This window comes from Giesbergeria giesbergeri (assembly GCF_054779375.1).
The window spans coordinates 74,517-96,537 of sequence record NZ_BAAGYJ010000005.1; the positions used below are offsets into that span (position 1 = coordinate 74,517).

At 58.5% G+C, this 22,021-nt stretch carries 23 protein-coding genes; 15 read left to right on the forward strand and 8 right to left on the reverse strand.

Annotated features, from left to right (window positions below; genetic code table 11):
• The first annotated feature begins 13 nt into the window (after nucleotides 1–13).
• Nucleotides 14–241, forward strand: a complete 228-nt coding sequence (locus tag ACYVB2_RS10205; RefSeq protein WP_382432278.1) for a sulfurtransferase TusA family protein — start codon at nucleotides 14–16, stop codon at nucleotides 239–241.
• Here ACYVB2_RS10205 and folK read toward each other — a convergent pair.
• From folK to hda, 4 genes are read right to left on the reverse strand one after another with little or no spacing between them, the layout of a single operon-like run.
• On the reverse strand, nucleotides 238–756 hold the full coding sequence (gene folK, locus ACYVB2_RS10210) for a 2-amino-4-hydroxy-6-hydroxymethyldihydropteridine diphosphokinase (RefSeq protein WP_382432279.1): 519 nt from the start codon (nucleotides 754–756) through the stop codon (nucleotides 238–240). The genes ACYVB2_RS10205 and folK overlap by 4 nt on opposite strands.
• Before the next feature lie 20 nt (nucleotides 757–776).
• Nucleotides 777–2,345 (reverse strand): polynucleotide adenylyltransferase PcnB, encoded by a 1,569-nt coding sequence (pcnB, locus tag ACYVB2_RS10215; RefSeq protein ID WP_382432281.1) that lies wholly within the window; start codon nucleotides 2,343–2,345, stop codon nucleotides 777–779.
• Nucleotides 2,342–3,043 carry a histidinol-phosphatase gene (locus tag ACYVB2_RS10220; protein WP_382432283.1) on the reverse strand — a complete coding sequence of 234 codons (702 nt, stop codon included), beginning with the start codon at nucleotides 3,041–3,043 and terminating at the stop codon, nucleotides 2,342–2,344. Before ACYVB2_RS10220 ends, pcnB begins: the two co-directional genes overlap by 4 nt.
• Before the next feature lie 50 nt (nucleotides 3,044–3,093).
• Nucleotides 3,094–3,789 (reverse strand): DnaA regulatory inactivator Hda, encoded by a 696-nt coding sequence (gene hda, locus ACYVB2_RS10225; RefSeq protein WP_382432285.1) that lies wholly within the window; start codon nucleotides 3,787–3,789, stop codon nucleotides 3,094–3,096.
• A gap of 250 nt (nucleotides 3,790–4,039) precedes the next feature.
• Between hda and purM the strand changes: the two genes are divergently transcribed.
• A complete protein-coding gene (gene purM / locus ACYVB2_RS10230; RefSeq protein WP_382432287.1) occupies nucleotides 4,040–5,086 on the forward strand; it encodes a phosphoribosylformylglycinamidine cyclo-ligase in 1,047 nt (348 codons plus the stop codon).
• Nucleotides 5,087–5,106: 20 nt separating this feature from the next.
• Nucleotides 5,107–6,228 carry an AI-2E family transporter gene (locus ACYVB2_RS10235; protein WP_382432289.1) on the forward strand — a complete coding sequence of 374 codons (1,122 nt, stop codon included), beginning with the start codon at nucleotides 5,107–5,109 and terminating at the stop codon, nucleotides 6,226–6,228.
• A gap of 16 nt (nucleotides 6,229–6,244) precedes the next feature.
• Here ACYVB2_RS10235 and murJ read toward each other — a convergent pair whose 3' ends face one another.
• Nucleotides 6,245–7,810: a murein biosynthesis integral membrane protein MurJ gene (gene murJ, locus ACYVB2_RS10240; protein WP_382432291.1), complete on the reverse strand. Its 1,566-nt coding sequence runs from the start codon at nucleotides 7,808–7,810 to the stop codon at nucleotides 6,245–6,247.
• 94 nt (nucleotides 7,811–7,904) lie between these two features.
• Here murJ and rpsT point away from each other — a divergent pair, with 94 nt between their 5' ends.
• A complete protein-coding gene (rpsT, locus tag ACYVB2_RS10245) occupies nucleotides 7,905–8,204 on the forward strand; it encodes a 30S ribosomal protein S20 (protein ID WP_091454156.1) in 300 nt (99 codons plus the stop codon).
• A gap of 98 nt (nucleotides 8,205–8,302) precedes the next feature.
• On the opposite strand, the gene ACYVB2_RS10250 is transcribed toward rpsT, so the two are convergent.
• Complete coding sequence (locus ACYVB2_RS10250) at nucleotides 8,303–8,635, reverse strand: DUF3579 domain-containing protein (RefSeq protein ID WP_382432293.1); 333 nt, start codon at nucleotides 8,633–8,635, stop codon at nucleotides 8,303–8,305.
• Between the two features lie 217 nt (nucleotides 8,636–8,852).
• Here ACYVB2_RS10250 and ACYVB2_RS10255 point away from each other — a divergent pair, with 217 nt between their 5' ends.
• The 5 genes from ACYVB2_RS10255 to ACYVB2_RS10275 all read left to right on the forward strand — a co-directional run bounded on the left by ACYVB2_RS10255 (nucleotide 8,853) and on the right by ACYVB2_RS10275 (nucleotide 14,820).
• Nucleotides 8,853–10,049 carry an aspartate aminotransferase family protein gene (locus ACYVB2_RS10255; protein WP_382432295.1) on the forward strand — a complete coding sequence of 399 codons (1,197 nt, stop codon included), beginning with the start codon at nucleotides 8,853–8,855 and terminating at the stop codon, nucleotides 10,047–10,049.
• A gap of 7 nt (nucleotides 10,050–10,056) precedes the next feature.
• The gene (argF, locus tag ACYVB2_RS10260; RefSeq protein WP_382432297.1) at nucleotides 10,057–10,980 is read left to right on the forward strand and encodes an ornithine carbamoyltransferase; all 924 of its coding nucleotides are present in this window, start codon (nucleotides 10,057–10,059) and stop codon (nucleotides 10,978–10,980) included.
• Nucleotides 10,977–11,297 carry a YkgJ family cysteine cluster protein gene (locus ACYVB2_RS10265; protein ID WP_382432299.1) on the forward strand — a complete coding sequence of 107 codons (321 nt, stop codon included), beginning with the start codon at nucleotides 10,977–10,979 and terminating at the stop codon, nucleotides 11,295–11,297. The genes argF and ACYVB2_RS10265 overlap by 4 nt, the downstream gene beginning before the upstream one ends.
• Before the next feature lie 5 nt (nucleotides 11,298–11,302).
• Nucleotides 11,303–11,968 carry an arylformamidase gene (gene kynB, locus ACYVB2_RS10270; RefSeq protein ID WP_382432301.1) on the forward strand — a complete coding sequence of 222 codons (666 nt, stop codon included), beginning with the start codon at nucleotides 11,303–11,305 and terminating at the stop codon, nucleotides 11,966–11,968.
• A 230-nt stretch (nucleotides 11,969–12,198) separates the two neighbouring features.
• Nucleotides 12,199–14,820 (forward strand): EAL domain-containing protein, encoded by a 2,622-nt coding sequence (locus ACYVB2_RS10275; protein WP_382432303.1) that lies wholly within the window; start codon nucleotides 12,199–12,201, stop codon nucleotides 14,818–14,820.
• 20 nt (nucleotides 14,821–14,840) lie between these two features.
• On the opposite strand, the gene ACYVB2_RS10280 is transcribed toward ACYVB2_RS10275, so the two are convergent.
• Both ACYVB2_RS10280 and ACYVB2_RS10285 read right to left on the reverse strand, forming a co-directional pair.
• Complete coding sequence (locus tag ACYVB2_RS10280) at nucleotides 14,841–15,806, reverse strand: threo-3-hydroxy-L-aspartate ammonia-lyase (RefSeq protein ID WP_382432305.1); 966 nt, start codon at nucleotides 15,804–15,806, stop codon at nucleotides 14,841–14,843.
• A 159-nt stretch (nucleotides 15,807–15,965) separates the two neighbouring features.
• Nucleotides 15,966–16,769, reverse strand: a complete 804-nt coding sequence (locus tag ACYVB2_RS10285) for a glycine-rich domain-containing protein (protein WP_382432307.1) — start codon at nucleotides 16,767–16,769, stop codon at nucleotides 15,966–15,968.
• A gap of 146 nt (nucleotides 16,770–16,915) precedes the next feature.
• Between ACYVB2_RS10285 and ACYVB2_RS10290 the strand changes: the two genes are divergently transcribed.
• The 6 genes from ACYVB2_RS10290 to ACYVB2_RS10315 all read left to right on the forward strand — a co-directional run bounded on the left by ACYVB2_RS10290 (nucleotide 16,916) and on the right by ACYVB2_RS10315 (nucleotide 21,974).
• Nucleotides 16,916–17,635 carry a YebC/PmpR family DNA-binding transcriptional regulator gene (locus tag ACYVB2_RS10290; protein WP_382432309.1) on the forward strand — a complete coding sequence of 240 codons (720 nt, stop codon included), beginning with the start codon at nucleotides 16,916–16,918 and terminating at the stop codon, nucleotides 17,633–17,635.
• Nucleotides 17,632–18,915 carry a phosphoribosylamine--glycine ligase gene (gene purD, locus ACYVB2_RS10295; protein ID WP_382432311.1) on the forward strand — a complete coding sequence of 428 codons (1,284 nt, stop codon included), beginning with the start codon at nucleotides 17,632–17,634 and terminating at the stop codon, nucleotides 18,913–18,915. The genes ACYVB2_RS10290 and purD overlap by 4 nt, the downstream gene beginning before the upstream one ends.
• Nucleotides 18,912–19,865, forward strand: a complete 954-nt coding sequence (gene hemF / locus ACYVB2_RS10300) for an oxygen-dependent coproporphyrinogen oxidase (protein WP_460536458.1) — start codon at nucleotides 18,912–18,914, stop codon at nucleotides 19,863–19,865. Before purD ends, hemF begins: the two co-directional genes overlap by 4 nt.
• Nucleotides 19,866–20,045: 180 nt before the next feature.
• Nucleotides 20,046–20,840 carry a ribosome silencing factor gene (gene rsfS, locus ACYVB2_RS10305; RefSeq protein WP_382432315.1) on the forward strand — a complete coding sequence of 265 codons (795 nt, stop codon included), beginning with the start codon at nucleotides 20,046–20,048 and terminating at the stop codon, nucleotides 20,838–20,840.
• Nucleotides 20,841–20,853: 13 nt separating this feature from the next.
• Complete coding sequence (rlmH, locus tag ACYVB2_RS10310; RefSeq protein ID WP_091457947.1) at nucleotides 20,854–21,321, forward strand: 23S rRNA (pseudouridine(1915)-N(3))-methyltransferase RlmH; 468 nt, start codon at nucleotides 20,854–20,856, stop codon at nucleotides 21,319–21,321.
• A 32-nt stretch (nucleotides 21,322–21,353) separates the two neighbouring features.
• The gene (locus ACYVB2_RS10315) at nucleotides 21,354–21,974 is read left to right on the forward strand and encodes a Maf family protein (protein ID WP_382432317.1); all 621 of its coding nucleotides are present in this window, start codon (nucleotides 21,354–21,356) and stop codon (nucleotides 21,972–21,974) included.
• Nucleotides 21,975–22,021: the final 47 nt, after the last annotated feature.

The window sequence follows — 22,021 nt, forward strand, 5'->3', positions numbered from 1 at the left end:
ACATTTATCATCCATGCACATCAGTAAAGAAGTTGATGCACGCGGTCTCAATTGCCCGCTCCCCATTCTCAAGGCCAAAAAGGCACTGGCCGACATGGAGAGTGGCCAGCTCCTGAAGGTGGTAGCCACCGACACCGGCTCCTTGCGTGATTTCAAGGCGTTTGCCAAACAGACCGGCAATGAATTGATTGATCAGCAAACGGTAGGCCCGGAGTTCGTCCACATTCTGCGGCGCCGTTAAACGTTGGGGACTCCGCCGTAGGTTGGAGTCTGCCACTGGGCATGGTCAATGCGCTCGATGCGTTGCCCTTGCACACCTTGCAGCTGTGCCGTGGTAATGCGTTCGGGCACCAACTCGGCCAACGGCAACAGCACAAAAGCGCGCTCGTGCCAGCGGGGGTGCGGCACGGTGAGCGTGCTGGTGGCGATTTGCAGATCACCAAACCACAGAATGTCTAGATCAAGGGTGCGAGGAGCGTTGCGGTAGGGGCGCTGGCGCCCTGCATCAAGCTCTAAGGCCTGCAACACTTCTAACAGGGCTTGGGGTGCCAGGGAGGTGCTTAACTCAGCCACTGCATTGAGGTAGTCAGGCCCTGCTGCATCGACAGGGGCGCTACGGTACAGTGATGAGGTGCGTTGCACCCTGATGCCAGGCTGGGCGTGGAGTTGCTCCACAGCTTGGCATAGCGCACTGGCGGCGTTGCCCAAGTTGGCTCCTAGGCCTACCCAGGCCAAAGTGGCTGCATCGTGCTTCATAAGAGATACGACAGACCTGTTTAATCTGTATTGGAGGGGCTTGCCGTATCTCCAGTGCCGGGTTTGCGTCGACGGCGGCGGCGCTTTTTGGCAGCAGCTGCTACTGGCTCACCAGTGCTGCTGGCGGGCTCTGGGGCGGCAGGCGCTATGCCATGGTCGGTGGTGACTTTGGGCGCAACGCGCCGTACCACAGGTTGCTGCGCACGTTGACGGGCCTTTTGTTCCTCACGGGCCTGTTCCAACAGATCGTAGCGCCGCTGCTCATCGGCAGTGCTGTATTCCTGCCACCACTCGGCCAAAGCCTCATCGACTTCACCCACTTCAGCACGCAGCCAGAGAAAATCAAACCCCGCCCGAAAGCGCAGTTGCGCGACCATGCTGTCGGGCACCCGGCCTGTGCGCTTTTCAAAGCGTGGCTGCATCACCCAGATCTCGCGCATATCGGCAGCCAGTTTGCCCCGGCCTGAAATATCGCCAATGCGTTGGTCGAGCGTGTCGTCAATCGCCTCATAGAGTGCAGGCAATGGCAATTCTCCAGATTGCATACGGCGATTCCAGCCCGCACGGACATCTTCCCACAGCACACAGGCTAGCAGGAAACTGGGCGCCACGGGCTTGCCTTCACGCACACGCCGGTCGGTATCGCTCAGAGCAGCGTGGACAAAATCGGTATCTGCTCGCTCCACCACCACATCCAACAGCGGATAAATGCCCTGCGACAGCCCAAGTTTGTGCAACTGGTCAATGGTGGCAAGGGCATGGCCTGTCTGTAACAGCTTGAGCACTTCATCGAACATGCGGCTTTGTGGTACGTCTGCCAACAACGCTTGGGACTGCACCAAGGGTGCTGCTGTCTTGAGTTCCAGCGCAAAACCTAGATCGCCGAGTTTGGCCGCAAAACGCACAGCGCGAATGATGCGCACTGGGTCTTCACGGTAGCGTGTGGCAGGATCGCCAATCATGCGCAGCAGCTTCTTTTTGGCATCTTCAATGCCGTGGTGGTAGTCGACGACGATCTGGGTTTCAGGGTCGTAGTACATGGCGTTGAGAGTGAAGTCGCGCCGGGTGGCATCTTCATCCTGCGGCCCCCAAACGTTATCGCGCAACACACGGCCACTGGCATCAACCGCATGTTGCACGCCCGCGAGCGCACGACGGCTGGTTTTCTCATTGCCACTGACCTGTTCTGCGGCACTGTTGTCCAAAAAGGCGCGGAAGGTGGACACCTCAATCACATCGCTCTCTTTGCCGTGGCCATACACCACATGCACGATGCGAAAACGCTTGCCAATGATGAAAGCACGGCGAAACAGCCCTTTTACCTGCTCTGGTGTGGCATTGGTAGCCACGTCAAAGTCCTTGGGATTAAGCCCCAGCAGCAAGTCACGCACAGCCCCCCCAACGATATAGGCTTCAAAACCTGCATCTTTGAGCGTGCGCACCACATCGACCGCCCGGTGATCTACCAAGGAAGGATCAATACCATGCACTTCTGCGGGTACTTCTGTGCGTTTGCCAAACCGGGGCTTGGCCCGACGAGGGCCGGGCGTGGCCTTGGCGATCAGTTTGTCGATGAATTGCTTGATCATGGTTGGGCCGCAAAAAGGTCGAGGGTGCGCCAGCCACGTTCTTGCGCCAAAGCGCGCAGGCGGGCATCAGGATTGGTGGCCACGGGTTCGTTGACCTGTTCCAGCAGCGGCACGTCGTTGGTGGAATCGCTATAGAAGGTGCTGTGCACATCATCCCAACCGAGCTGCTGCCCGGCCAGCCACTGCGCCATGCGGCGCACCTTGCCTTCGCGCATATTGGGCTCGCCTCGGATTTCGCCAGTAAACCACCCATCGGCGCCACGCTCTAACTCGGTGGCCAAAAGCTCTTGCACCCCCAAGGCTTGCGCAATGGGGCGGGTGACAAACTCGTTGGTAGCCGTGATGATGAGCACCCGATCACCCGCTTGCTGGTGCTGGCGCAACAGTTCTAGCGCAGCTGGGCGAATGGCCGGGGTAATGACTTCCTGCATAAAGCGGGCATGGGCAGCGTCAGCCTCCTGGGGGCCGTGGCGGCGTACGGCTTCGATCGCAAAACGCACATAGTCATGGATGTCGAGCGTGCCCGCTTGGTAGTGGGCGTAGAACTCCGCATTGCGGCGGCTGAATTCTTGGGGGTCTGTCCAACCGATACGGGTAGTGAACTCACCCCATTCGTAATCGGAATCCAGGGGCAACAAGGTATGGTCTAGGTCGAACAGGGCCAGTCGGGGGCGGTGTGCCGGGGAATCAAAGGTCATGCGGTTTGCAGCAGATGGAAGGTATGAAGATAAAAAAGAAACTCTGCCCATTACTCGGTATCGAGCATGTCTTTGAGCAGCGGTATGGTGATAGCCCGTTGGGTGCGCAGGGCATGGTGGTCTAGTTTGTCTAACAGTTGCATCAGACTGCCCAGGTCGCGTGAGAAGCGCCGCAACATGTAGTCCACTACATCGCCTCCCAACGTCACGCCCCGCGCTGCAGCCTCTTGGCGCAGCACCATGTGGCGCTCTGTTTCGTCTAGCAAATGCAACTGAAATACATCTCCCCAGCCTAAGCGACTGCGCAAATCGGCACGCAGGGGCAAATCTGAAGGAGGCAAGTTGCCAGCCGCCAGTACCCAACGCGGCACACCGTTGGCAGGGCTCATGGCATTGATGAACCAGTTAAAAGCCACAGCCTGTTGCGACGTGCTGTAGAGATGCACATCATCCAAGATCACGGCCGTCCAACGCTCATCAAAGGCGGGGGCGTATTTGCTGCGGGCATCGCGCCAACCCACGCTGGCGCCCTGCTCGCGCAGCGCCTCGCGCACTGCCTTGAGTAAATGAGATTTACCACTGCCGGGCTCACCCCACAAATAGGTAGGCACAGGTGAATGCGCATCACTGGTGCTGGTATGCACCGATTGCAACACATGCTCCAGTGCCGCCGCATTGGGGCCCGGAAAAAAACGCTCCAGCGTAGGCATGGGCGCCAAACCGATGTCTAGGGCAAGCTGTTTCACGGCTACAGCCCCTGCATAGGCAGGATGGCACATGAAGGGGTGACAAATCGTGGCATGGGTCAGCGGGCAAAGTGACGGGAGCAGTGTAGAGGCCAGCAGGGCTGGCAAGCTGTGGTTGGCGGCGGTTAGGGGTTGCTAGTGCCGTTGACCGCACGACTCCTGGGGCAACTTTGGACAGCGCCGAACGCGCAGCCCGTAGAATCTGCGCAAATTCTAGTCTGTCAGCACGCTAGTCCGTGCCACGCCCGCCATGAGCTCCTCTGCATCCCATCCTACTCCCCTTTCGTACAAAGATGCTGGCGTCGATATCGATGCTGGTGACGCGCTGGTCGAGCGCATCAAGCCACTGGCAAAAAAGACCATGCGCGAAGGCGTGCTGGCCGGCATCGGTGGCTTTGGTGCTCTGTTTGAAGTCCCCAAACGTTACCAAGAGCCAGTGCTGGTCTCTGGCACCGATGGTGTCGGCACCAAGCTTAAATTGGCATTTGAGTGGAACATGCACAACACCGTTGGCATCGACTTGGTGGCCATGAGCGTCAACGATGTGCTGGTGCAAGGGGCTGAGCCCTTGTTCTTCTTGGATTATTTTGCCTGCGGCAAGCTGGATGTGGATACCGCTGCTGCCGTAGTCGGAGGCATTGCCAAGGGTTGCGAGTTGTCTGGCTGCGCCCTGATCGGTGGTGAAACCGCCGAAATGCCCGGCATGTACCCCCCCGGTGAATACGATTTGGCCGGTTTTGCGGTGGGTGCAGTCGAAAAATCCAAAATTCTCACCGGCCAAAATGTGCAACCCGGCGATGTGGTGCTAGGACTGGCCTCTGCCGGTGTGCACTCCAATGGCTTTAGCTTGGTACGCAAGTGCATCGAACGCGCTGGTGCCAATGCGCCCGCCACGCTGGACGGCAAATCATTCAAGCAGGCCATCATGGAGCCAACGCGCCTGTATGTGAAAAACGTGCTGGCCGCACTGGCACAACACCCCATCAAGGCACTGGCCCATATCACTGGTGGTGGTTTGCTGGAAAACATTCCGCGTGTACTGCCTGAAGGCACCGCAGCGCATCTGCAAAAAGGCAGCTGGCCACAAACCGAGCTGTTTGCTTGGTTGCAAGCCACCGCAGGCATTGACGATATCGAGATGAACCGCACCTTCAACAACGGCATTGGCATGGTGGTGGTGGTGGCCGCAGAGCACGCCGAAGCCACGGCTGCTACTCTGCGCGCAGCAGGTGAGCAGGTCTACACCATTGGCGCCATTGCGCCGCGTGGCGAAGGCGCTGCCGTCGTCGTGCGCTAAGCCAAGGTTACACAACCCTTATGGAGTGGCCGCCCCCCACGGCCGCGCGTTCCTCTGCGCCGCCCCCTGTTCCTGCCTTGCTGCCATCTGCAGGTGCTGTGCCGCCGCTATCGGCACAAACTTGCAGCCCTCCTGGGGTAGTGCTCAGTAGCTACCTGCTGATGGCCGCGGCGCTGCTGTTGATCATGTGGCGTGGCTTGTTGCCGGGGCTTTTGTGTGTCTGCTTGGGTTTTTTGCTCACACGCTGGTTAGCCCCCCGTTTTGCCATGTTGGCGCGCCCCGTGCCGGGGCATATTGGTGTGCCCCGCTGGGCGCAAGTGGTGGCGGCTACACTGGTCATGTTGTCCCCACTGGCCTTGTTGGGACTTGGCTTGTCGCACTCGCGAGGCTATCTGGTGGAAGCACCACAGCAATACCGCGAACTGCTGGACTATATGGCCCGCACGGTGCTTGAACTGCGCGAGAAGCTCCCCCCTGACATCGCGCAGCAATTGCCTGATGGGGCACAAGAAATCCAGCGCAGTATTGCCAGCTATTTGGGAGCCAAGGCTGGAGCGTTGGCACTGGCAGGTCGGGTTTGGTTGAGTGGTTTGCTGTTTGCCTATGTAGGCATCTTGATTGGTGCGTTGGCTGCGGTGCGCCACGTTGGGGGAGTGCGGGGGCCCTTGGCCCAAGAGTTGGTGTTGCGCATCGCACTGTTTGGTGAGGCTTTTCGGCAAATTGTGGCGGCACAGTTCTGGATTGCCGCCTTCAACACCCTGCTCACCGCACTTTTTTTACTGATCGTATTGCCTTTGTGGGATATGGCACTGCCCTATACGCCAGTCCTGATCACCATTACCTTTGTGGCAGGGCTGGTGCCGATTGTGGGCAACTTGCTGTGCAATGCCATCATCACAGTGGTGGGACTGTCGGTGTCGCCAGTGGCGGCTCTGGCCTGTCTGGGTTTTCTGATTTTGATACACAAGGCCGAATATGTGATTAACGCCAAAGTGGTGGGCCAGCGCACGCACATGGGCGTTTGGGAACTGCTGAGCGTGATGTTTGTGGCTGAGGCTGTGTTTGGCCCCGCTGGTTTGGTGGCTGCCCCTTTGTTTTACGCCTACCTGAAAAAAGAACTCAGCGTGGCCGGGCTGGTGTAAGGGCTAGCGCCTGGGCTCAGCGGCGCAAAGTTTGGCGCAGGTTCAAACCCGCCAGCCGCAAGCAGCCAAAATACAGCACCACGGCCCCCACCAGCAGCAAGGCCAGCAGGCCTGCCCGCTCTAAGCTGTGGCTGCGCAGAGCAATCCAATCAAAATGGCTGCTGGCCCAAAGTAAAAAAGCGGCCAGCAAGGTACTGGCTGCACCCACTTGCAAGCTGTAGCGCCCCCAACCCGGTTGGGGGCAATAGCTGCCTCGGCGCAACAAGCCGATCAACAACCACAACGCATTCACCAAAGCGCCCAAACCAATCGACAAGGCCAAACCGGTATGGGCCAACAGTGGCACCAAAGCCAAATTGAGCAATTGGGTAATCAACAGCACAACCACTGCAATCTTGACAGGGGTGCGGATGTCTTGGCTAGCGTAATACCCCGGAGCCAATACTTTGATGGCAACCAACCCCAACAGCCCAGCGCCATAGCCAGTCAGGGCCAAGGCAATTTGCTGCACATCGCTGTCTTTGAGAGCACCATAGTGGAACAAAGTAGCCACCAGCGGCTGGGCAAAAGCCAGCAAACCAATCGCACAAGGTACTGCTAACAACACCACAATACGCAAGCCCCAATCCAACATGGCCGAATAGTGCTGCGTATCACCTGCCGCTTTGGCAGCAGCCAGTTGTGGCGTAAGCACTACGCCCAAGGCCACACCCAACAGGGCGGTGGGAAACTCCATCAGCCGATCGGCATAGAACAACCAAGTAACACTGCCAGGGGCCAGATACGAGGCAATTTGTGTGTTAATCATCAAGGAGATTTGCGCCACACTCACGCCCAGCAGGGCAGGAGCCATCAAGCGCAAAATGCGGCGCACGCCCTCATCTTGCCCGGCTTGGCGCAAGGCACGCCAAGTGATGCCAATGCGCGGCAACAAGCCCAAGCGGTACAACACCGGCACTTGCACGGCCAGCTGCAACACGCCACCCAGCATCACGCCAGCGGCCATCGCATAAATGGGCTCTATGCCCTGCGCCTTGAGCAGTGGTGCCCCCAACCAGGCGGCCAAAATCATGCATAAATTGAGCAACACAGGCGTGGCCGCTGGCACGGCAAACCGCTTCCAGGTGTTGAGCACCCCGGCAGAAAGCGCCACCAGCGACATACAACCAATGTAGGGGAACATCCAGCGCGTCATGTCTACGGCAGCATCAAAACCCTCGCCGGTTTGGCGCAAGCCACTGGCCAGCAGCCACACCAAAATCGGCGCACCCACCACCCCTAGAATGCAAACCAACACCAACACCCACGCCAGCACGGTGGCGACATGGTCAATGAGTTGGCGCGTAGCCTCTTCGCCATGTTGCGTTTTGGCCGTAGCCAACACCGGCACAAAGGCTTGGCTGAACGCCCCCTCGGCAAACAAACGTCTGAACAAATTGGGGATGCGAAAAGCAACATTAAAGGCATCGGTGAGCGCGCTAGCGCCAAACATCGAGGCCATGATGAGATCGCGTGCCAACCCCGTGATGCGCGAGGCCAGGGTTAGCAGAGAAACGGTAGAGGCGGCTTTGAACAGTGACACAGCGCCAGTGTATGCGCTGGCGGGGTGATTGGAATGGCTGGGTTACAATCGCGGGCTTTGCTGGCATCATCCTCGAACACAAGGAATACACACAATGGCATCCGCTAAACCCAAGAAAAAGAACCCCCGTCTGGCATCCGGTCGCAAGCGCGTCCGCCAAGACACCAAACTGAACGCCGCCAATACCTCGCTGCGTTCTAAGTACCGTACCGCTGTCAAGAACGTCGAAAAGGCTGTTCTGGCTGGCGACAAAACCAAGGCTGCCGAACTGTTTGCCAAGATGCAATCTGTGGTGGACAACGTGGCCGACAAGGGCATCTTCCACAAGAACAAGGCCGCTCGCGACAAGAGCCGTCTGTCTGCCAAGGTCAAGGCCCTGGCACTGGCCGCCTGAGCCTCATCAGGCAAATCGCACAGATGGGCACAGCCCATCTGCCGTTTGCACTGGGTGCGCTGTTAGCAAAATGAAAAAACCGCCTTTGGGCGGTTTTTTTATGGGCGCTTAGAAGAGCCAGAGGGGGGATCGGGCAACAGGCAAGCCTCTGCCACCTGCAACTCGTTGTCGCGGGCAAAGTTCATGACAAAGTCCCAGGCCATAGGCTCGTGGTCACGCAGGGCGCGATTGACAATGACGCATTTGACGCCGTGGATCACCGTAGGTACGCACCAAGGTGAGTAACTGAGGTGACTACCAGGTTGGGCACCGCCGGGACGAAACTGGCTCATGACTCCGGCGAGGCGTTCAGCCCAGTCGCTGGGGCGAAAAGTTCTTCCGCTGTGGGTGATGCCCTGAATGAAAACCTCTTGGGTGGAAGGAGAAGCCATCTGGGTAAAGGAAGGATAGTGAAACGGTCGGTGCAGGATCGCTGCGGGCAACGCCGTGGTGCGTGATTCTAACTCTTATATAAGAGATAAGAGTTTCCACGGGTTATGGCAGATTGCACGCAACAGCCGTGCCAGACATTTTGCGCCACTAGAATCAGCGTTCTTTGGGGCCGCAAAGGCTTGTGGCCCGTTATCTGCCCTGTCTGGAGATTTCTGCATGACCGCTTTCATTGAGGCCACTTCGCCCCACGTCATGAACACCTATGGCCGTGTGCCCATTGCGCTCTCGCACGGTCAGGGCTGCCACGTTTGGGACGTGAACGAAAAGCTCTATCTGGACGCCCTGGCGGGCATTGCCGTCAATACTTTGGGGCATAACCATCCCAAGCTGGTGTCTGCCTTGCAAGACCAGCTCACCCGCCTCATTCACACGTCCAACTACTACCACGTGCCGCACCAAGAGGCACTGGCTGCCAAGCTGGTGGAGTTGACGGGCATGAGCAATGCCTTTTTCTGTAATTCAGGGCTGGAGGCCAACGAGGCCGCGCTCAAAATTGCCCGCAAATACGGACACGACAAGGGTATTGAACGTGCCGAGGTGGTGGTTTATGAAAAAGCCTTTCATGGCCGCTCCATTGCCACCCTGTCGGCTACCGGCAATCCCAAAATCCAGGCGGGTTTTGCACCACTGGTCGAGGGTTTTGTGCGTGTACCCAAAGACGACATCGAAGCCTTGAAGCAGGCCACCGATGGCAACCCCAACATCACAGCGGTATTTTTGGAAACCATTCAAGGCGAGGGTGGTCTGCACCCAATGCGCTTAGAGTACCTGCAACAGGTGCGCCAGCTTTGCGATGAGCGCGGCTGGTTGCTGATGATTGACGAAGTGCAAACTGGCGTGGGCCGCACGGGCAAGTGGTTTGCCCACCAATGGGCGGGCATTGTGCCCGATGTGATGACGCTGGCCAAAGGCCTGGGTTCTGGTGTGCCGGTGGGTGCAGTGGTGGCTGGCCCCAAGGCCGCCCAAGTATTGCAGCCAGGCAACCACGGCAGCACCTTTGGCGGCAACCCACTGGCAATGCGTGCCGGGCTCGAAACCCTGCGCATCATCGAAGAAGATGATTTACTGAAAAATGCCACCCAAGTAGGCGCCTATCTCCAAGAAAGCCTGCAACAGGCGCTGGGCCATGTAGAGGGTGTGAACGATGTGCGGGGCATGGGCCTGATGATTGGCATTGAGCTGGCCAAACCCTGCGGTGCCTTGGTAGGGGTGGCTGCAGATTCGGGGCTGCTCATCAGCGTCACGGCCGACAGCGTGATTCGTCTCGTGCCTCCACTGATCCTGACTGAAGGTGAAGCCGATCTGATCGTTGCCCTCCTGACCCCCTTGGTCAAAGCCTTCTTGGCTGCTTGAGAACCCGATGAAACATTACCTGCAATTCAACGACCTGGACACTGACGAGTACGCCTATCTGTTTGAGCGTGCCGCCCTGATCAAACACAAGTTCAAAGCCTACGAAAAGCACCGCCCACTGGTGGATCGCACGCTGGCGATGATTTTTGAAAAGGCCAGCACCCGCACCCGTGTCAGTTTTGAGGCGGGCATGTACCAGATGGGTGGCAGCGTGGTGCATTTGACCACTGGCGACAGCCAATTGGGCCGGGCCGAGCCGATTGAGGATTCGGCGCGTGTCATTAGCCGCATGGTCGATCTGGTGATGATTCGTACTTTTGAGCAGACCAAAATTGAACGCTTTGCCGCACATTCGCGGGTGCCAGTGATCAATGGCCTGACCAACGAGTTTCACCCCTGCCAGATCTTGGCAGACATCTTCACCTTTATTGAGCACCGGGGCAGCATTGCTGGTAAAACCGTGGCCTGGGTGGGCGATGGCAACAATATGGCCAATACGTGGTTACAAGCAGCCCAGTTGTTGGGCTTCAAAGTGCATGTGAGCACGCCGCGTGGCTACGAAGTAGATGAGCAACTGGCGGTGGGAGCCAACGGGGCCAGCGCAGGCAGTTACGAATTTTTTAGCAACCCGCTCGATGCCTGCCGAGGTGCTGACTTGGTCACCACCGATGTTTGGACGAGTATGGGCTATGAGGCCGAAAACGAGGCACGCAAGACAGCCTTTGCCGATTGGTGCGTCAATGCCGAGATGATGGCACTGGCCCAGCCCGACGCCCTGTTTATGCACTGCTTGCCCGCACACCGCGGCGAAGAAGTGACCGCAGAGGTGATTGACGGCCCACAATCTGTGGTGTGGGATGAGGCAGAAAACCGTATGCATGTGCAAAAGGCGTTGATGGAGTATTTGCTGTTGGGACGCCAGAGCGAATGAGCCATCCCTGCCTAAGCTGTGGTGCCTGCTGCGCGAGTTTTCGCGTAGATTTCTCGGTACACGAATTGCAGGAGCGTGGAGGTACGGTGCCCGATGGGCTGGTCGTGGAGGTGAACGCCAGCCTGTGCCGCATGCGTGGCACCGACCATTTGCAGGTGCGCTGCGCAGCACTGACCGGCAAGATCGGCCAGCAAGTGGCTTGCGGTATTTACGAGTGGCGGCCTTCGCCCTGCCGCGAGTTTGCCGCTGGCGACTATGCCTGCGACAAGGCCCGCCAACGCCACGGCCTGCCCCCTCTGGCAGGCCCAGCGCCCTGACGCACATGGCAGCGTTCCCATTGGAGCCAGATGTGCGCCAACTCTGGGACATTTCGGCCCCAGTGCACCCTGGCAGTCCGGTGTATCCAGGGGATGTGCCTTATTCCCAGCAATGGTGTGCCACGCTTTCTGCGGATTGCCCGGTCAATCTCAGTGCCATGACCTTGTCCCCCCATGTGGGCACCCATGCCGATGCACCTTTGCACTATGCCGCCAACGGGGTGGCAGTGGGTCTGCTGGCGCTGGAGCCTTTTATTGGGCCGTGCCGTGTTATCCATGCCATGCACTGTGGGCCGTTGATCGAGTGGCACCATCTGGCCCATGCGCTCACGGCCCTACCGCCGCGCGTGTTGGTGCGCACTTACCCTCAGGCCCCTACACAGTGGGACGCCGCCCTGACGGCTTTTGCCCCTGAAACACTGGAGCGTTTGGCCGATGCAGGGGTGGTGCTGGTAGGCACCGACAGCGCCAGCATCGATCCAGCAGACAGCACCCAGCTACCTGGCCATCAGGTTTTGTATCGACGCCAACTGCGGGTGCTGGAAAATTTGGTGCTGGATGCTGTATCTGAAGGCGACTATGAACTCATCGCCTTGCCTTTGCGGCTGATAGGTGCCGATGCTTCACCTGTACGGGCTGTGTTGCGCAGCTTGCCCCAAAATAGAGCATGAAACCATTTTTTGGTGCAGATTGGCACCATGATTGTGCGTTTTATGCAGTGCGGGTGTGGCGTGGGTGTTGCTTTTTGGTGGAGTGGTGGATGCGGGGTGGTGCATGGTATGCGGTGTGCTCAAGCTGCGAAGAAAATGCGAGAAATGTTCAAACCGTGTACCGACGATGGTCTCGGCACTGCCACACCATTTCTGCAATGACCACCTGCTCACCATGACAGAGAAAAATCATGAACACGCTTCCATCTGATCGTTCTGTATGGCACTGGTGCAAGGGTTGCGGGTTGCTGGCGTCTTTGCTGTTGTTGCTGGCCTGGGCAGCGGTGACAGCATCTGGGGCGCGGGCAGCCCCCAAAGAAGTGCATGTGGGGGTGTACAACAACCCTCCCAAGATCATGGCTGCTGCCAATAGCCAACCCAGTGGGATTTTGGGTGATCTGTTGCAAGAAATCGCACGCAAAGAGGGTTGGCTGTTGCGGCCTGTGCATTGCACTTGGGAGGCTTGCTTGGCGGCCCTGGAGTCTGGTGATATTGATTTGATGCCAGATGTGGCCTACAGCGAACAACGGGCCACCTCGTTGGACTTTCACCAAACCCCCGCTTTGCACAGTTGGTCACAGATTTACCGGCGCGACGGCGTGGTGCTGCATTCAATGCTCGATCTGCAAGGCAAGCGCCTGACCGTGCTGGCAGGGTCTGTGCAAGAAGAGTACCTTCGCACCTTGCTCGCCAGCTTTGGCGTGCAGACACACCTGATTCCAGCGCAAAATTTTGAGCAGGCATTCTCCAAGGTGGCTGCCGGTGAAGCCGATGCGGCTGCCGTCAATTATCACTTTGGCGATCAAGCCGCCCACCAGTTTCGGCTACAGCCGACCAGCCTGATTTTTTTGCCCTCTAAGCTCTACTACGCCACCCGCAAGGGCCGCAATGCCGACCTGCTGGCCGCACTAGACACCCACTTGGCCGCTTGGCAGGCCAATCCTGATTCGTTCTATTTTCAGAATCTCAAGCACTGGAGTGGTCAAAAAACACCATCGACCATACCCGTAGCCTTCTGGTGGGGACTGAGTGCTGTGGCGGCGCTTTTGCTATTGGCCTTGGCGGGCGTACTGCTGTTGCGCCGCGAGGTAGCCCGCCAAACATACAACCTGCGTGCCAGTGAAGAAAAGCTCTCTACTATTCTCAACAGCATTGAAGCCCATGTTTTTATCAAAGACCCGCAATTGCGCTACCAATATGCCAACCGCAAACTGTGTGAGTTTTTGGGCCTGTCTGTAGAGCAGATTCTGGGCAAAACCGATGAGGCCTTTTTTGATCCGGCCACCGCAGCCCGGATTCGAGAAGTTGATGAGTTGGTGCTGGAGTCGGGCCAGCGGCTGGTGAAGGAGGAATTTGGGCACAAATTGGGGCAGTCCAAAAAACATACGTTCTTGTCCGTGAAGCTGCCATTGGGTCTGCCAGGGCAGGAGGGATACACCCTGTGTGGTATTTCAACCGAAATCACCGAACAGCGGCAATTTATCGAAGAAATCCATCAATTGGCTTTTTACGATCCCCTCACCCACCTGCCCAACCGCAAGCAATTGATGGAACGCTTGCAACAATGGTTGAATGAGCCACATACGCACCAAGGCAGCCATGCGCTGCTGCTGATCAACCTCGACAACTTCAAAGATCTGAACGACACCCACGGGCACAGTGCAGGAGATCAGTTGTTGCAACAAGTTGCCCAGCGCCTGACCGCTTGCGCCCGCCCCGGTGACATGGTGGCCCGCTTGGGCAGTGACGAATTTGCCCTGCTGATGGGCGAACACAAACCCCAAGTGGCCAGCACCCAACACCAGATTGAATACGCTGCCACACATATTCTGAAAGCCCTGTCAGAGACCCCCTACCCTATTGGCACCTTGGAATACCGTGCGTCGGCAGGCATTGGCATTGCAGTGCTCGACAGCCGCCAGCTCTCGGTAGAAGCCATTCTGAAACATGCCGATCTGGCATTGTTTCAGGCCAAAGCCCAAGGACGCAACAATCTGCGCTTTTTCAAGCCTGATATGGAAGTGGTGGTGGCCGCCCGCGCTGCACTGGAAGCCGATCTGCGCGAAGGCTTGGCCCGCGAACAGTTTTTGCTCTATTACCAGCCCCAGGTGGACAGCCAGCACCGCATGTTTGGTGTAGAGGCGTTGGTGCGCTGGCAGCATCCGCAGCGTGGGCTGGTCGCCCCTGGCAGCTTTATTGGTTTGGCAGAAGCCTCGGGGCTGATCGAACCACTGGGGCTGTGGATTTTGCGCACAGCCTGTATGCAAATCAGGCGCTGGAGCAACCATTCAGACACAGCGCATCTGCAAATTGCTGTCAACATCAGCGCCCACCAATTACACCATCCCCGGTTTGTAGAGCAGGTGGTCGGTATTTTGCAAGAGACCGGCGCCAACCCCAACCGACTTGAGCTGGAGTTGACCGAAAGCCAACTGGTAGAGGACATGGAGGGTGCTATCGCCAAAATGCAAACCCTCAAGGGCCAGGGCGTACAGCTGTCGCTGGATGATTTTGGCACCGGGTATTCTTCGCTCAACCACCTCAAACGCCTGCCCTTAGACCAGCTCAAAATTGACCAATCATTCGTGCGCGATTTGTTGATCGATGCCAATGACCTGTCCATCGTCAAGGCCATTGTGGGTATGGGGCACAGTCTGCACCTGTCGGTGTTGGCCGAAGGGGTGGAAACCCAAGAGCAACGCAATATGTTGGAGCAGCTCGGTTGTGTGCTCTACCAAGGTTACTGGTTTGGCCGCCCCATGCCGGTAGAACAATTGCAGGATTGGCGCAGCCCTACTGTCTCAGGCGGCTAAGCCTTAGGGCCGCAGTTTGCTTAATCGGCCAAGAACCGAGCATAACGGGCCATGTCAACATTGCCCCCACTGATGAGGATGCCTACACGCTTGCCCTGAATATCCAAGCCACCGTGGCGGGCGCCTGCAATGGCCAACGCACCCGTGGGTTCGACCACGATTTTCATTCGTTCAGCAAAGAAGCGCAGGGCGTGCAGGAGCTGTAAATCACTGACCGTGACGATGTCTTGGACATGGGGTTGGAGCAAGCTAAAAACGATTTTGCCCAAGCTCTCGGCTCTGGCCCCATCGGCAATGGTGTGCGGAGGCGCAATTTGCACAATCTGCCCGCTACGCAAAGATTGTTGGGCATCGTTGCCCGCCTCAGGCTCTACCCCCACCAAAATGCAGGACGAGGCGCGGGCCTGAGCAGCGAGCACACTGCCTGCCAACAGACCGCCGCCACCTACGGCAACAAATAGGTAGTCCAGATCTGGAACCTCTTCCAACAGCTCTAAAGCCGCGGTGCCCTGCCCGGCAATCACCTGTTGGTGCTCAGACGGTGGCACCAACGTCATGCCACGTTCTTGGGCAAACTGGCGGCTGAGGGCTTCGCGGTCGGTGGTGTAGCGGTCGTAGGTCACCACTTGGGCACCATAGTGGCGCGTGGCAGCCATTTTGGAAGTAGAGGCATCTTCGGGCATAAACACCACTGCCGGAATGTCCAACAGGCGTGCGGCCAAGGCCACCGCTTGGGCATGGTTGCCCGCTGAGAAGGCCAGCACCCCATGCCGACGCTGCTCGGCATTGAGTTGGGACAAGGCATTGAAAGCGCCGCGAAATTTAAATGATCCTGTGCGCTGCAAACTTTCGCACTTAAAGAACAACTGTGCTCCTAACAAGCGGTCGGCAGTGCTGGAACGCAATACTGGCGTATGGTGTGCCACGCCTTTCAGGCGTGCAGCCGCTTGGATGACATCATCAGGGGTGGGAGCAGTCAGAGGCATTGCAGAATTCTCCATTGCATGGCAGTTCACCCCGGCGGGGCAGATCACATGGCAGGATGGATTATCCTGCAATGAATTGGCCCCATTGCCCATGCAAGCGACTCTTTCAGCTATGGTTTTATGGCCACCAGCATCGGGTGGCAACTCTGGTCAAGCCTTTCAATCACCACCGCAACCACCACCGCCATCCCCATCGCCTCCACCGTCACTGCCCCCATCAGAAGATTCGGCACCACCAAAATCATCGGCCCCCCCATCGTAGCTGGCATCCATAAAGTCAGTACCGCAATAGACGGCACCGCCACTGCCACCCATCTCGTTTTTGCGAGCAATGTCGGTGCAATCGGGCAGATAGAAAAAGCCATTGGCAATACCCAACTGCGCATCCAGCGCAAACAGCAGTGGCAAGCGGGTGGGGGCACGCGGGTCAATATCCTCTTGCCTGCAAGCCCAATACCAAGCCCGGCGCAACCCATCGTTGTGCTTGGCACGCCGTCCTAAGGTCTCGGCGGGCGTATGGTGCAAAAAAACCCCCAACGCACTCTGGCACCAGCCTTGGTAGGCACGGGTATGCAAGATGAACTCGTGCCACAACACATCTACCGCCCGCGATGGCATGGCCACAAACTTTTTGCGGCTGTGCAAACAAGCCAGAAAAAACTGCCGCAGCCCCTGCTCCACCAACTCCGCATCTTTCTGCGCCAGATGCGGATAGGCGTCACGCAACTTGCGTTTGAGAAACTGTGGCAAAGCCGCCTCGCGCACAAAACGTTCGCGTGCTGCCCGCACAATATAGGCCAGCAATGCCCACACCACCATCGTGGCAAACAGGTATAACGCCCATTGTGGCTGTGCAGGCCACCAACCCACCAGCACTCCGGCAGCCGCCCCTAACCAGACCAACGTGCACACCAGCACGCCACGCCGATAGTGATGAATCAGCCGTTGCGTCCACCAGCCCATGGTGCATGCTCCAGTTTTTTCGCTGGCTGCCAAACTGCTCCTATTGGACAGTTGTTTGCCATCAACAAAAGATCGGCCATAGCAAAGAGATAGGCAAAAGTAGAATCGGAGGGTTAGATTAAATCAGGATAGCAAAAGGACTTCCCATGGCCGGACACAGCAAATGGGCGAATATTCAGCACCGCAAGGGCCGCCAGGACGAAAAGCGCGGAAAAATCTGGACCCGCATCATCCGTGAAATTACCGTCGCTGCCCGCGCCGGGGGTGGCGACTTGAGCGCCAACCCGCGTCTGCGCTTGGCTGTAGAAAAAGCCAAGGCAGCCAATATGCCCGCCGACCGCGTCAAATACAACATTGACAAAGCCACCGGCAACCAAGAGGGCGTCAACTACGAAGAAATCCGCTACGAAGGCTACGGCATCGGTGGTGCGGCCATCATCGTTGACACCATGACCGACAACCGCGTGCGCACGGTGGCTGAAGTGCGCCATGCTTTTAGCAAATACGGCGGCAACATGGGCACCGAAGGCTCGGTGGCTTTTCAGTTTAAAAACGTGGGTCAAATCATTTTTGCCCCCGGCACCAACGAAGACAAAGTCATGGAAGTGGCTCTGGATGCAGGGGCAGAGGACGTTGTGACCGACGACGACGGCGCCATCGAGGTGCTGACCTCGCCTGCCGAGTTTGAAGCTGTAAAAAACGCACTAGAAGCGGCGGGCCTCACGCCCGATGCGGCCGATGTCACCATGCGCCCCGACATCACCATCACCCTAGAAGGCGAAGACGCCGCCCGTATGCAAAAACTCCTCGACATCCTTGAAGACCTGGACGATGTCCAAGAGGTCTACCACAACGCTGCATTATGAAAGTTCTTGTCATTGGCGGCGGTGGCCGCGAACACGCCATCGCTTGGAAACTCAGCCAGTCGCCCAAAGTCACGCGCGTTTTTGTCGCGCCTGGCAACGGCGGCACCGCCCTAAATCCCAAGTTTGAAAACCTACCCATCACCGATGTGGTGCAACTGCGTGAATGGGCGCAAGCTGAAAAAATTGGCCTGACCGTGGTCGGCCCCGAAGCGCCGCTGGCCGCTGGTGTGGTCGATGAGTTCCGGGCGCATGGCCTGCGCATTTTTGGCCCCACCAAAGCCGCAGCCCAACTCGAAAGCTCTAAAGCCTTTTCCAAGGCATTTATGCGCCGCCACGGCATCCCCACCGCCGATTACGACACCTTCACCGATCCCGCCGCCGCCCATGCGTTTGTCGATCGATTGGGTGCGCCTATCGTCATCAAGGCCGATGGCTTGGCCGCTGGCAAAGGCGTGGTGGTCGCCATGAACCTGCAAGAAGCCCACGATGCCGTGGACTTTATGCTCGTAGACAACAAATACGGCGTCACGCACAACGCCGGTGGTGCCCGTGTAGTGATCGAGGAATTCCTCGAAGGCGAAGAAGCCAGCTTTATTGTGCTGTGCGATGGCAAAAATGTGGCCGCTCTGGCCACCAGCCAAGACCACAAGCGCCTCAAAGACGGCGACGAAGGCCCCAACACCGGCGGCATGGGTGCCTACTCGCCCGCGCCAGTGGTCACTGCCGATGTGCATGCCCGCGCTATGCGCGAGATCATCATGCCCACCATCCGAGGCATGGAAAAAGATGGCATCCCATTCACCGGCTTTCTGTATGCTGGCTTGATGATTGATGCCCAAGGTCGTCCCAAAACGCTGGAGTTCAACTGCCGCATGGGCGACCCTGAAACCCAACCCATCCTGATGCGCCTCAAGAGCGACATGCTGGATTTGCTCAATGCTGCCGTGGATGGGCGCCTAGACCAGGTAGATCTGCAATGGGATCGCCGCCCAGCATTGGGCGTGGTCATGGCTGCGCACAACTACCCCGAAGACCCGCGCAAGGGCGATGCCATCACGGGCCTGCCTGCCGACCACGACGATGCCATGGTGTTCCATGCTGGCACCACCATGCAAGAGGGCGTCGTGCGCACCAGTGGTGGCCGTGTGCTGTGCGTGACCGTGCTGGCCGACAGTCTGCGCTTGGCCCAAAACCGGGCCTACGACGTGGCCCGTGGCATTCACTTTGACGGCATGCAGTACCGCCGCGACATCGGCCACCGCGCCATCAAAAACCCATGAGTCCAGCCATCAGCCCAACGTTCAACCCCGACAGCACGGTAGCACAGGTGCGCGGCTATTTGGTGGGCCTACAAGCACGCATCATGGATGCGCTTGAGGCCATTGAAGGCCCGCAAGGTGTGCGCTCCGTCATTGACCCTTGGCACAAACCCGAAGGCGAACGCTTGCAGGGCGATGGCATCACCCGCATCATCGAAGGGGGCCGTGTGTTTGAGCGTGCGGGCTGCGGCTTCAGCCATGTGCGCGGGCCACAGTTGCCACCCTCGGCCACGCAGCACCGCCCCGAACTGGCCGGTGCCCCCTTCGAGGCGATGGGGGTGTCGCTGGTGTTTCACCCGCGCAACCCCTATGTGCCCACCGTACACATGAACGTGCGCATGATTGCTGCGGGCCAACCGGGCCAGCCCCCTGTGTGCTGGTTTGGTGGCGGCATGGATCTCACGCCCTGCTATGCCTTTGAAGAAGACGCGGTGCATTTCCACCGCAGTTGCCACAATGCGTTGGCCCCGTTTGGCGAAGACAAATACCCACGCTTCAAACAATGGTGTGATGAGTATTTTTTCCTCAAGCACCGCAACGAGCAACGCGGCGTGGGTGGCATCTTCTTTGATGACTTTGCCGAACTCGGGTTTGAGCAAAGTCTGGCTATGACGCAATCCGTGGGTGACGCCTTTTTAGGCGCCTACCTACCCATTGTGGAGCAGCGCCAGCACCTGCCCTATGGTGAACGCGAACGCGAATTCCAGTTGTACCGCCGGGGGCGCTACGTTGAATTCAACCTCGTCTGGGACCGTGGTACCCATTTTGGCCTACAGTCGGGCGGACGCACCGAGTCCATCTTGCTGTCGATGCCACCACACGCATCGTGGGCCTACCAACGCCAAGATGCACCGGGCACCCCCGAGGCTGAATTGACGCAGCATTACTTGGTGCGCCGTCACTGGCTGTAAACCGTGCCCCATGGCCGACCAATGCTGCGCTTTGGTGCCACCCTTGGTGCCAAGCGGCTGCCCTGACTCTGCCCACGTCTTTTTCCTGACACCGCCGCCGCGGGGCCACTGGCCTGATCTGCGGCGGCGCGCTATATTGGGCCTTCCCGATTTTTTTCTTTATTCCAAACATACAACCTGATGACCACCAATACCACCTCGGCCCCCGCTGCCAAAAAAGACGTGACCAAACTCCAGCGCGCCATCGTCGATGGCCTTGAAGACGTCAAGGCACAGGACATCCAGGTTTTCAACACCGAGCATCTGTCACCACTGTTTGAGCGTGTGATCGTGGCATCGGGCACCTCCAACCGCCAAACCAAGGCACTGGCCGCCAGCGTGCGCGATGCCGTGCGCGAAGCAGGCTTTACCAAGCCCCGCACCGAAGGCGAAGACAATGGCGAATGGATCATTGTGGACTGTGGGGCTGCCGTGGTTCACATCATGCAACCCACCATCCGCCAATACTACCGATTGGAAGAGCTGTGGGGTGAAAAACCCGTGCGCCTCAAACTCGGTGCAGCCAAGCCAGTAGCCCCCGCAGCCAAGGTGCCTGCCAAAACGGCCGCCCGCCGGGCAGCCAAAGCACAAGCGGCCACCCCAGAAGACACCCCTGCCACCAAGAAACCCGCCGCGCGCAAAACCAGCCGCAGTGTCGCTGCCACTGCCGAGTCGCCCGTGGCAGCCAAAAAGCCCGCTGCCCGCAAGACAGCCGCTCCCAAGAGCACCTCGGCCAACGCAGCCAGCCCCAGCACGGTGACCAAGGCGCCCGCCAAAAAAGCCCCCAAGAGCACCACTACAGCACCTGCTACTCCCAAGCCAGTCAAGACCGTGGTAGTCAAGCCCCGCGCCGACAAAAAAGCGGCCCCGGCCAAAACCACCGCCGCCAAGAAAGCCCCTGCCCGCAAGGCCGCACCCCGCAGCAAGCCGGAATAAGGAGTCTTGAGCCATGCGCCTGCTGATTGTTGCAGTAGGCCAGCGCGTGCCCGACTGGGCACAAACTGCCTACGACGACTACGCCAAACGCTTTCCGCCAGAGCTTAAGGTGGAACTCAAAGCCGTCAAGACCGAGCCGCGTGGCTCCAAAACGCTAGAAACCCTTTATGCCGCCGAACGCGAACGCATCGAAGCGGCTATTCCACGCGGCACCCGTGTGGTGGCGTTGGACGAACGCGGCACCAACCTGACCACCAAGGCCTTGGCCGAACGGCTCAAAGGCTGGCAGCTGTCGGGCGATGATGTGGCACTGGTGATTGGTGGCCCCGATGGCCTAGACCCAGCCTTTCGGCAAGCGGCGCATGAGCGCATTCGCTTGTCTGATCTGACGTTGCCACATGCCATGGTGCGGGTGCTACTGATTGAGCAGCTCTACCGGGCTTGGTCAGTCAATGCGGGGCATCCTTACCACCGAGAATAGCCCGTTTATCGCCATTTCGCTGGAGCATTGCCATGCCTGCTTTTATTTACTTGGCCTCGCAAAGCCCACGCCGCAGCCAATTGCTAGAGCAACTGGGCATTCAGCACCAATTGCTGCTGGCCCACTCCCCAGACCATCCTGATGAGGCCGAAGATGCCGAGGCATTAGAGGCAGTGCTGCCCGGTGAATCCCCCACGGCCTATGTGCAGCGCGTAACGGCCCTGAAGCTCGATGCCGCCGTGGCCCGCCATGCGCGCCGGGGACTGCCACCGGCCCCCATTTTGTGTGCCGACACCACCGTGGCACGGGGCCGTACCATTTTTGGTAAGCCAGAAGATGCCACACATGCCACGCACATGCTGACACAACTGGCAGGCAGCACCCACCGCGTGCTCACCGCCGTGGCTTTGCAGCACGGTGTACGGCGCTGGAGCACTCTATCGGTGTCTCGCGTGACTTTTGCCGCCATGAGTGCAGAACAGATTGCTGCCTACGTGGCCAGCGGTGAACCTTTGGGCAAGGCAGGAGCCTATGGCATTCAGGGCCGAGCAGCAGCCCATGTACAACACCTGAGCGGCAGTTACTCAGGCATCATGGGCCTGCCACTGTTCGAAACCGCGCAATTGCTGCGTGGTGCCGGATTTTCCCTCTGATCCTTCTCTTTGCCGAGCGCCTGCGGGCGCCCATCTGCCATGCCCAG

What these genes read in the sequence shown, in the direction of transcription:
- kynB (WP_382432301.1), top strand. Translation starts at nt 11,303, where the DNA reads ATGGCAGCGTTCCCATTGGAGCCAGATGTGCGCCAACTCTGGGACATT.
- ACYVB2_RS10235 (WP_382432289.1), top strand. Translation starts at nt 5,107, where the DNA reads ATGGAGTGGCCGCCCCCCACGGCCGCGCGTTCCTCTGCGCCGCCCCCT.
- rsfS (WP_382432315.1), top strand. Translation starts at nt 20,046, where the DNA reads ATGACCACCAATACCACCTCGGCCCCCGCTGCCAAAAAAGACGTGACC.
- purM (WP_382432287.1), top strand. Translation starts at nt 4,040, where the DNA reads ATGAGCTCCTCTGCATCCCATCCTACTCCCCTTTCGTACAAAGATGCT.
- pcnB (WP_382432281.1), bottom strand. Translation starts at nt 2,345, where the DNA reads ATGATCAAGCAATTCATCGACAAACTGATCGCCAAGGCCACGCCCGGC.
- ACYVB2_RS10205 (WP_382432278.1), top strand. Translation starts at nt 14, where the DNA reads ATGCACATCAGTAAAGAAGTTGATGCACGCGGTCTCAATTGCCCGCTC.
- ACYVB2_RS10280 (WP_382432305.1), bottom strand. Translation starts at nt 15,806, where the DNA reads ATGCCTCTGACTGCTCCCACCCCTGATGATGTCATCCAAGCGGCTGCA.
- ACYVB2_RS10220 (WP_382432283.1), bottom strand. Translation starts at nt 3,043, where the DNA reads ATGACCTTTGATTCCCCGGCACACCGCCCCCGACTGGCCCTGTTCGAC.
- folK (WP_382432279.1), bottom strand. Translation starts at nt 756, where the DNA reads ATGAAGCACGATGCAGCCACTTTGGCCTGGGTAGGCCTAGGAGCCAAC.
- rlmH (WP_091457947.1), top strand. Translation starts at nt 20,854, where the DNA reads ATGCGCCTGCTGATTGTTGCAGTAGGCCAGCGCGTGCCCGACTGGGCA.
- ACYVB2_RS10275 (WP_382432303.1), top strand. Translation starts at nt 12,199, where the DNA reads ATGAACACGCTTCCATCTGATCGTTCTGTATGGCACTGGTGCAAGGGT.
- hemF (WP_460536458.1), top strand. Translation starts at nt 18,912, where the DNA reads ATGAGTCCAGCCATCAGCCCAACGTTCAACCCCGACAGCACGGTAGCA.
- ACYVB2_RS10290 (WP_382432309.1), top strand. Translation starts at nt 16,916, where the DNA reads ATGGCCGGACACAGCAAATGGGCGAATATTCAGCACCGCAAGGGCCGC.
- ACYVB2_RS10250 (WP_382432293.1), bottom strand. Translation starts at nt 8,635, where the DNA reads ATGGCTTCTCCTTCCACCCAAGAGGTTTTCATTCAGGGCATCACCCAC.
- purD (WP_382432311.1), top strand. Translation starts at nt 17,632, where the DNA reads ATGAAAGTTCTTGTCATTGGCGGCGGTGGCCGCGAACACGCCATCGCT.
- ACYVB2_RS10315 (WP_382432317.1), top strand. Translation starts at nt 21,354, where the DNA reads ATGCCTGCTTTTATTTACTTGGCCTCGCAAAGCCCACGCCGCAGCCAA.
- ACYVB2_RS10255 (WP_382432295.1), top strand. Translation starts at nt 8,853, where the DNA reads ATGACCGCTTTCATTGAGGCCACTTCGCCCCACGTCATGAACACCTAT.
- ACYVB2_RS10285 (WP_382432307.1), bottom strand. Translation starts at nt 16,769, where the DNA reads ATGGGCTGGTGGACGCAACGGCTGATTCATCACTATCGGCGTGGCGTG.
- argF (WP_382432297.1), top strand. Translation starts at nt 10,057, where the DNA reads ATGAAACATTACCTGCAATTCAACGACCTGGACACTGACGAGTACGCC.
- ACYVB2_RS10265 (WP_382432299.1), top strand. Translation starts at nt 10,977, where the DNA reads ATGAGCCATCCCTGCCTAAGCTGTGGTGCCTGCTGCGCGAGTTTTCGC.
- rpsT (WP_091454156.1), top strand. Translation starts at nt 7,905, where the DNA reads ATGGCATCCGCTAAACCCAAGAAAAAGAACCCCCGTCTGGCATCCGGT.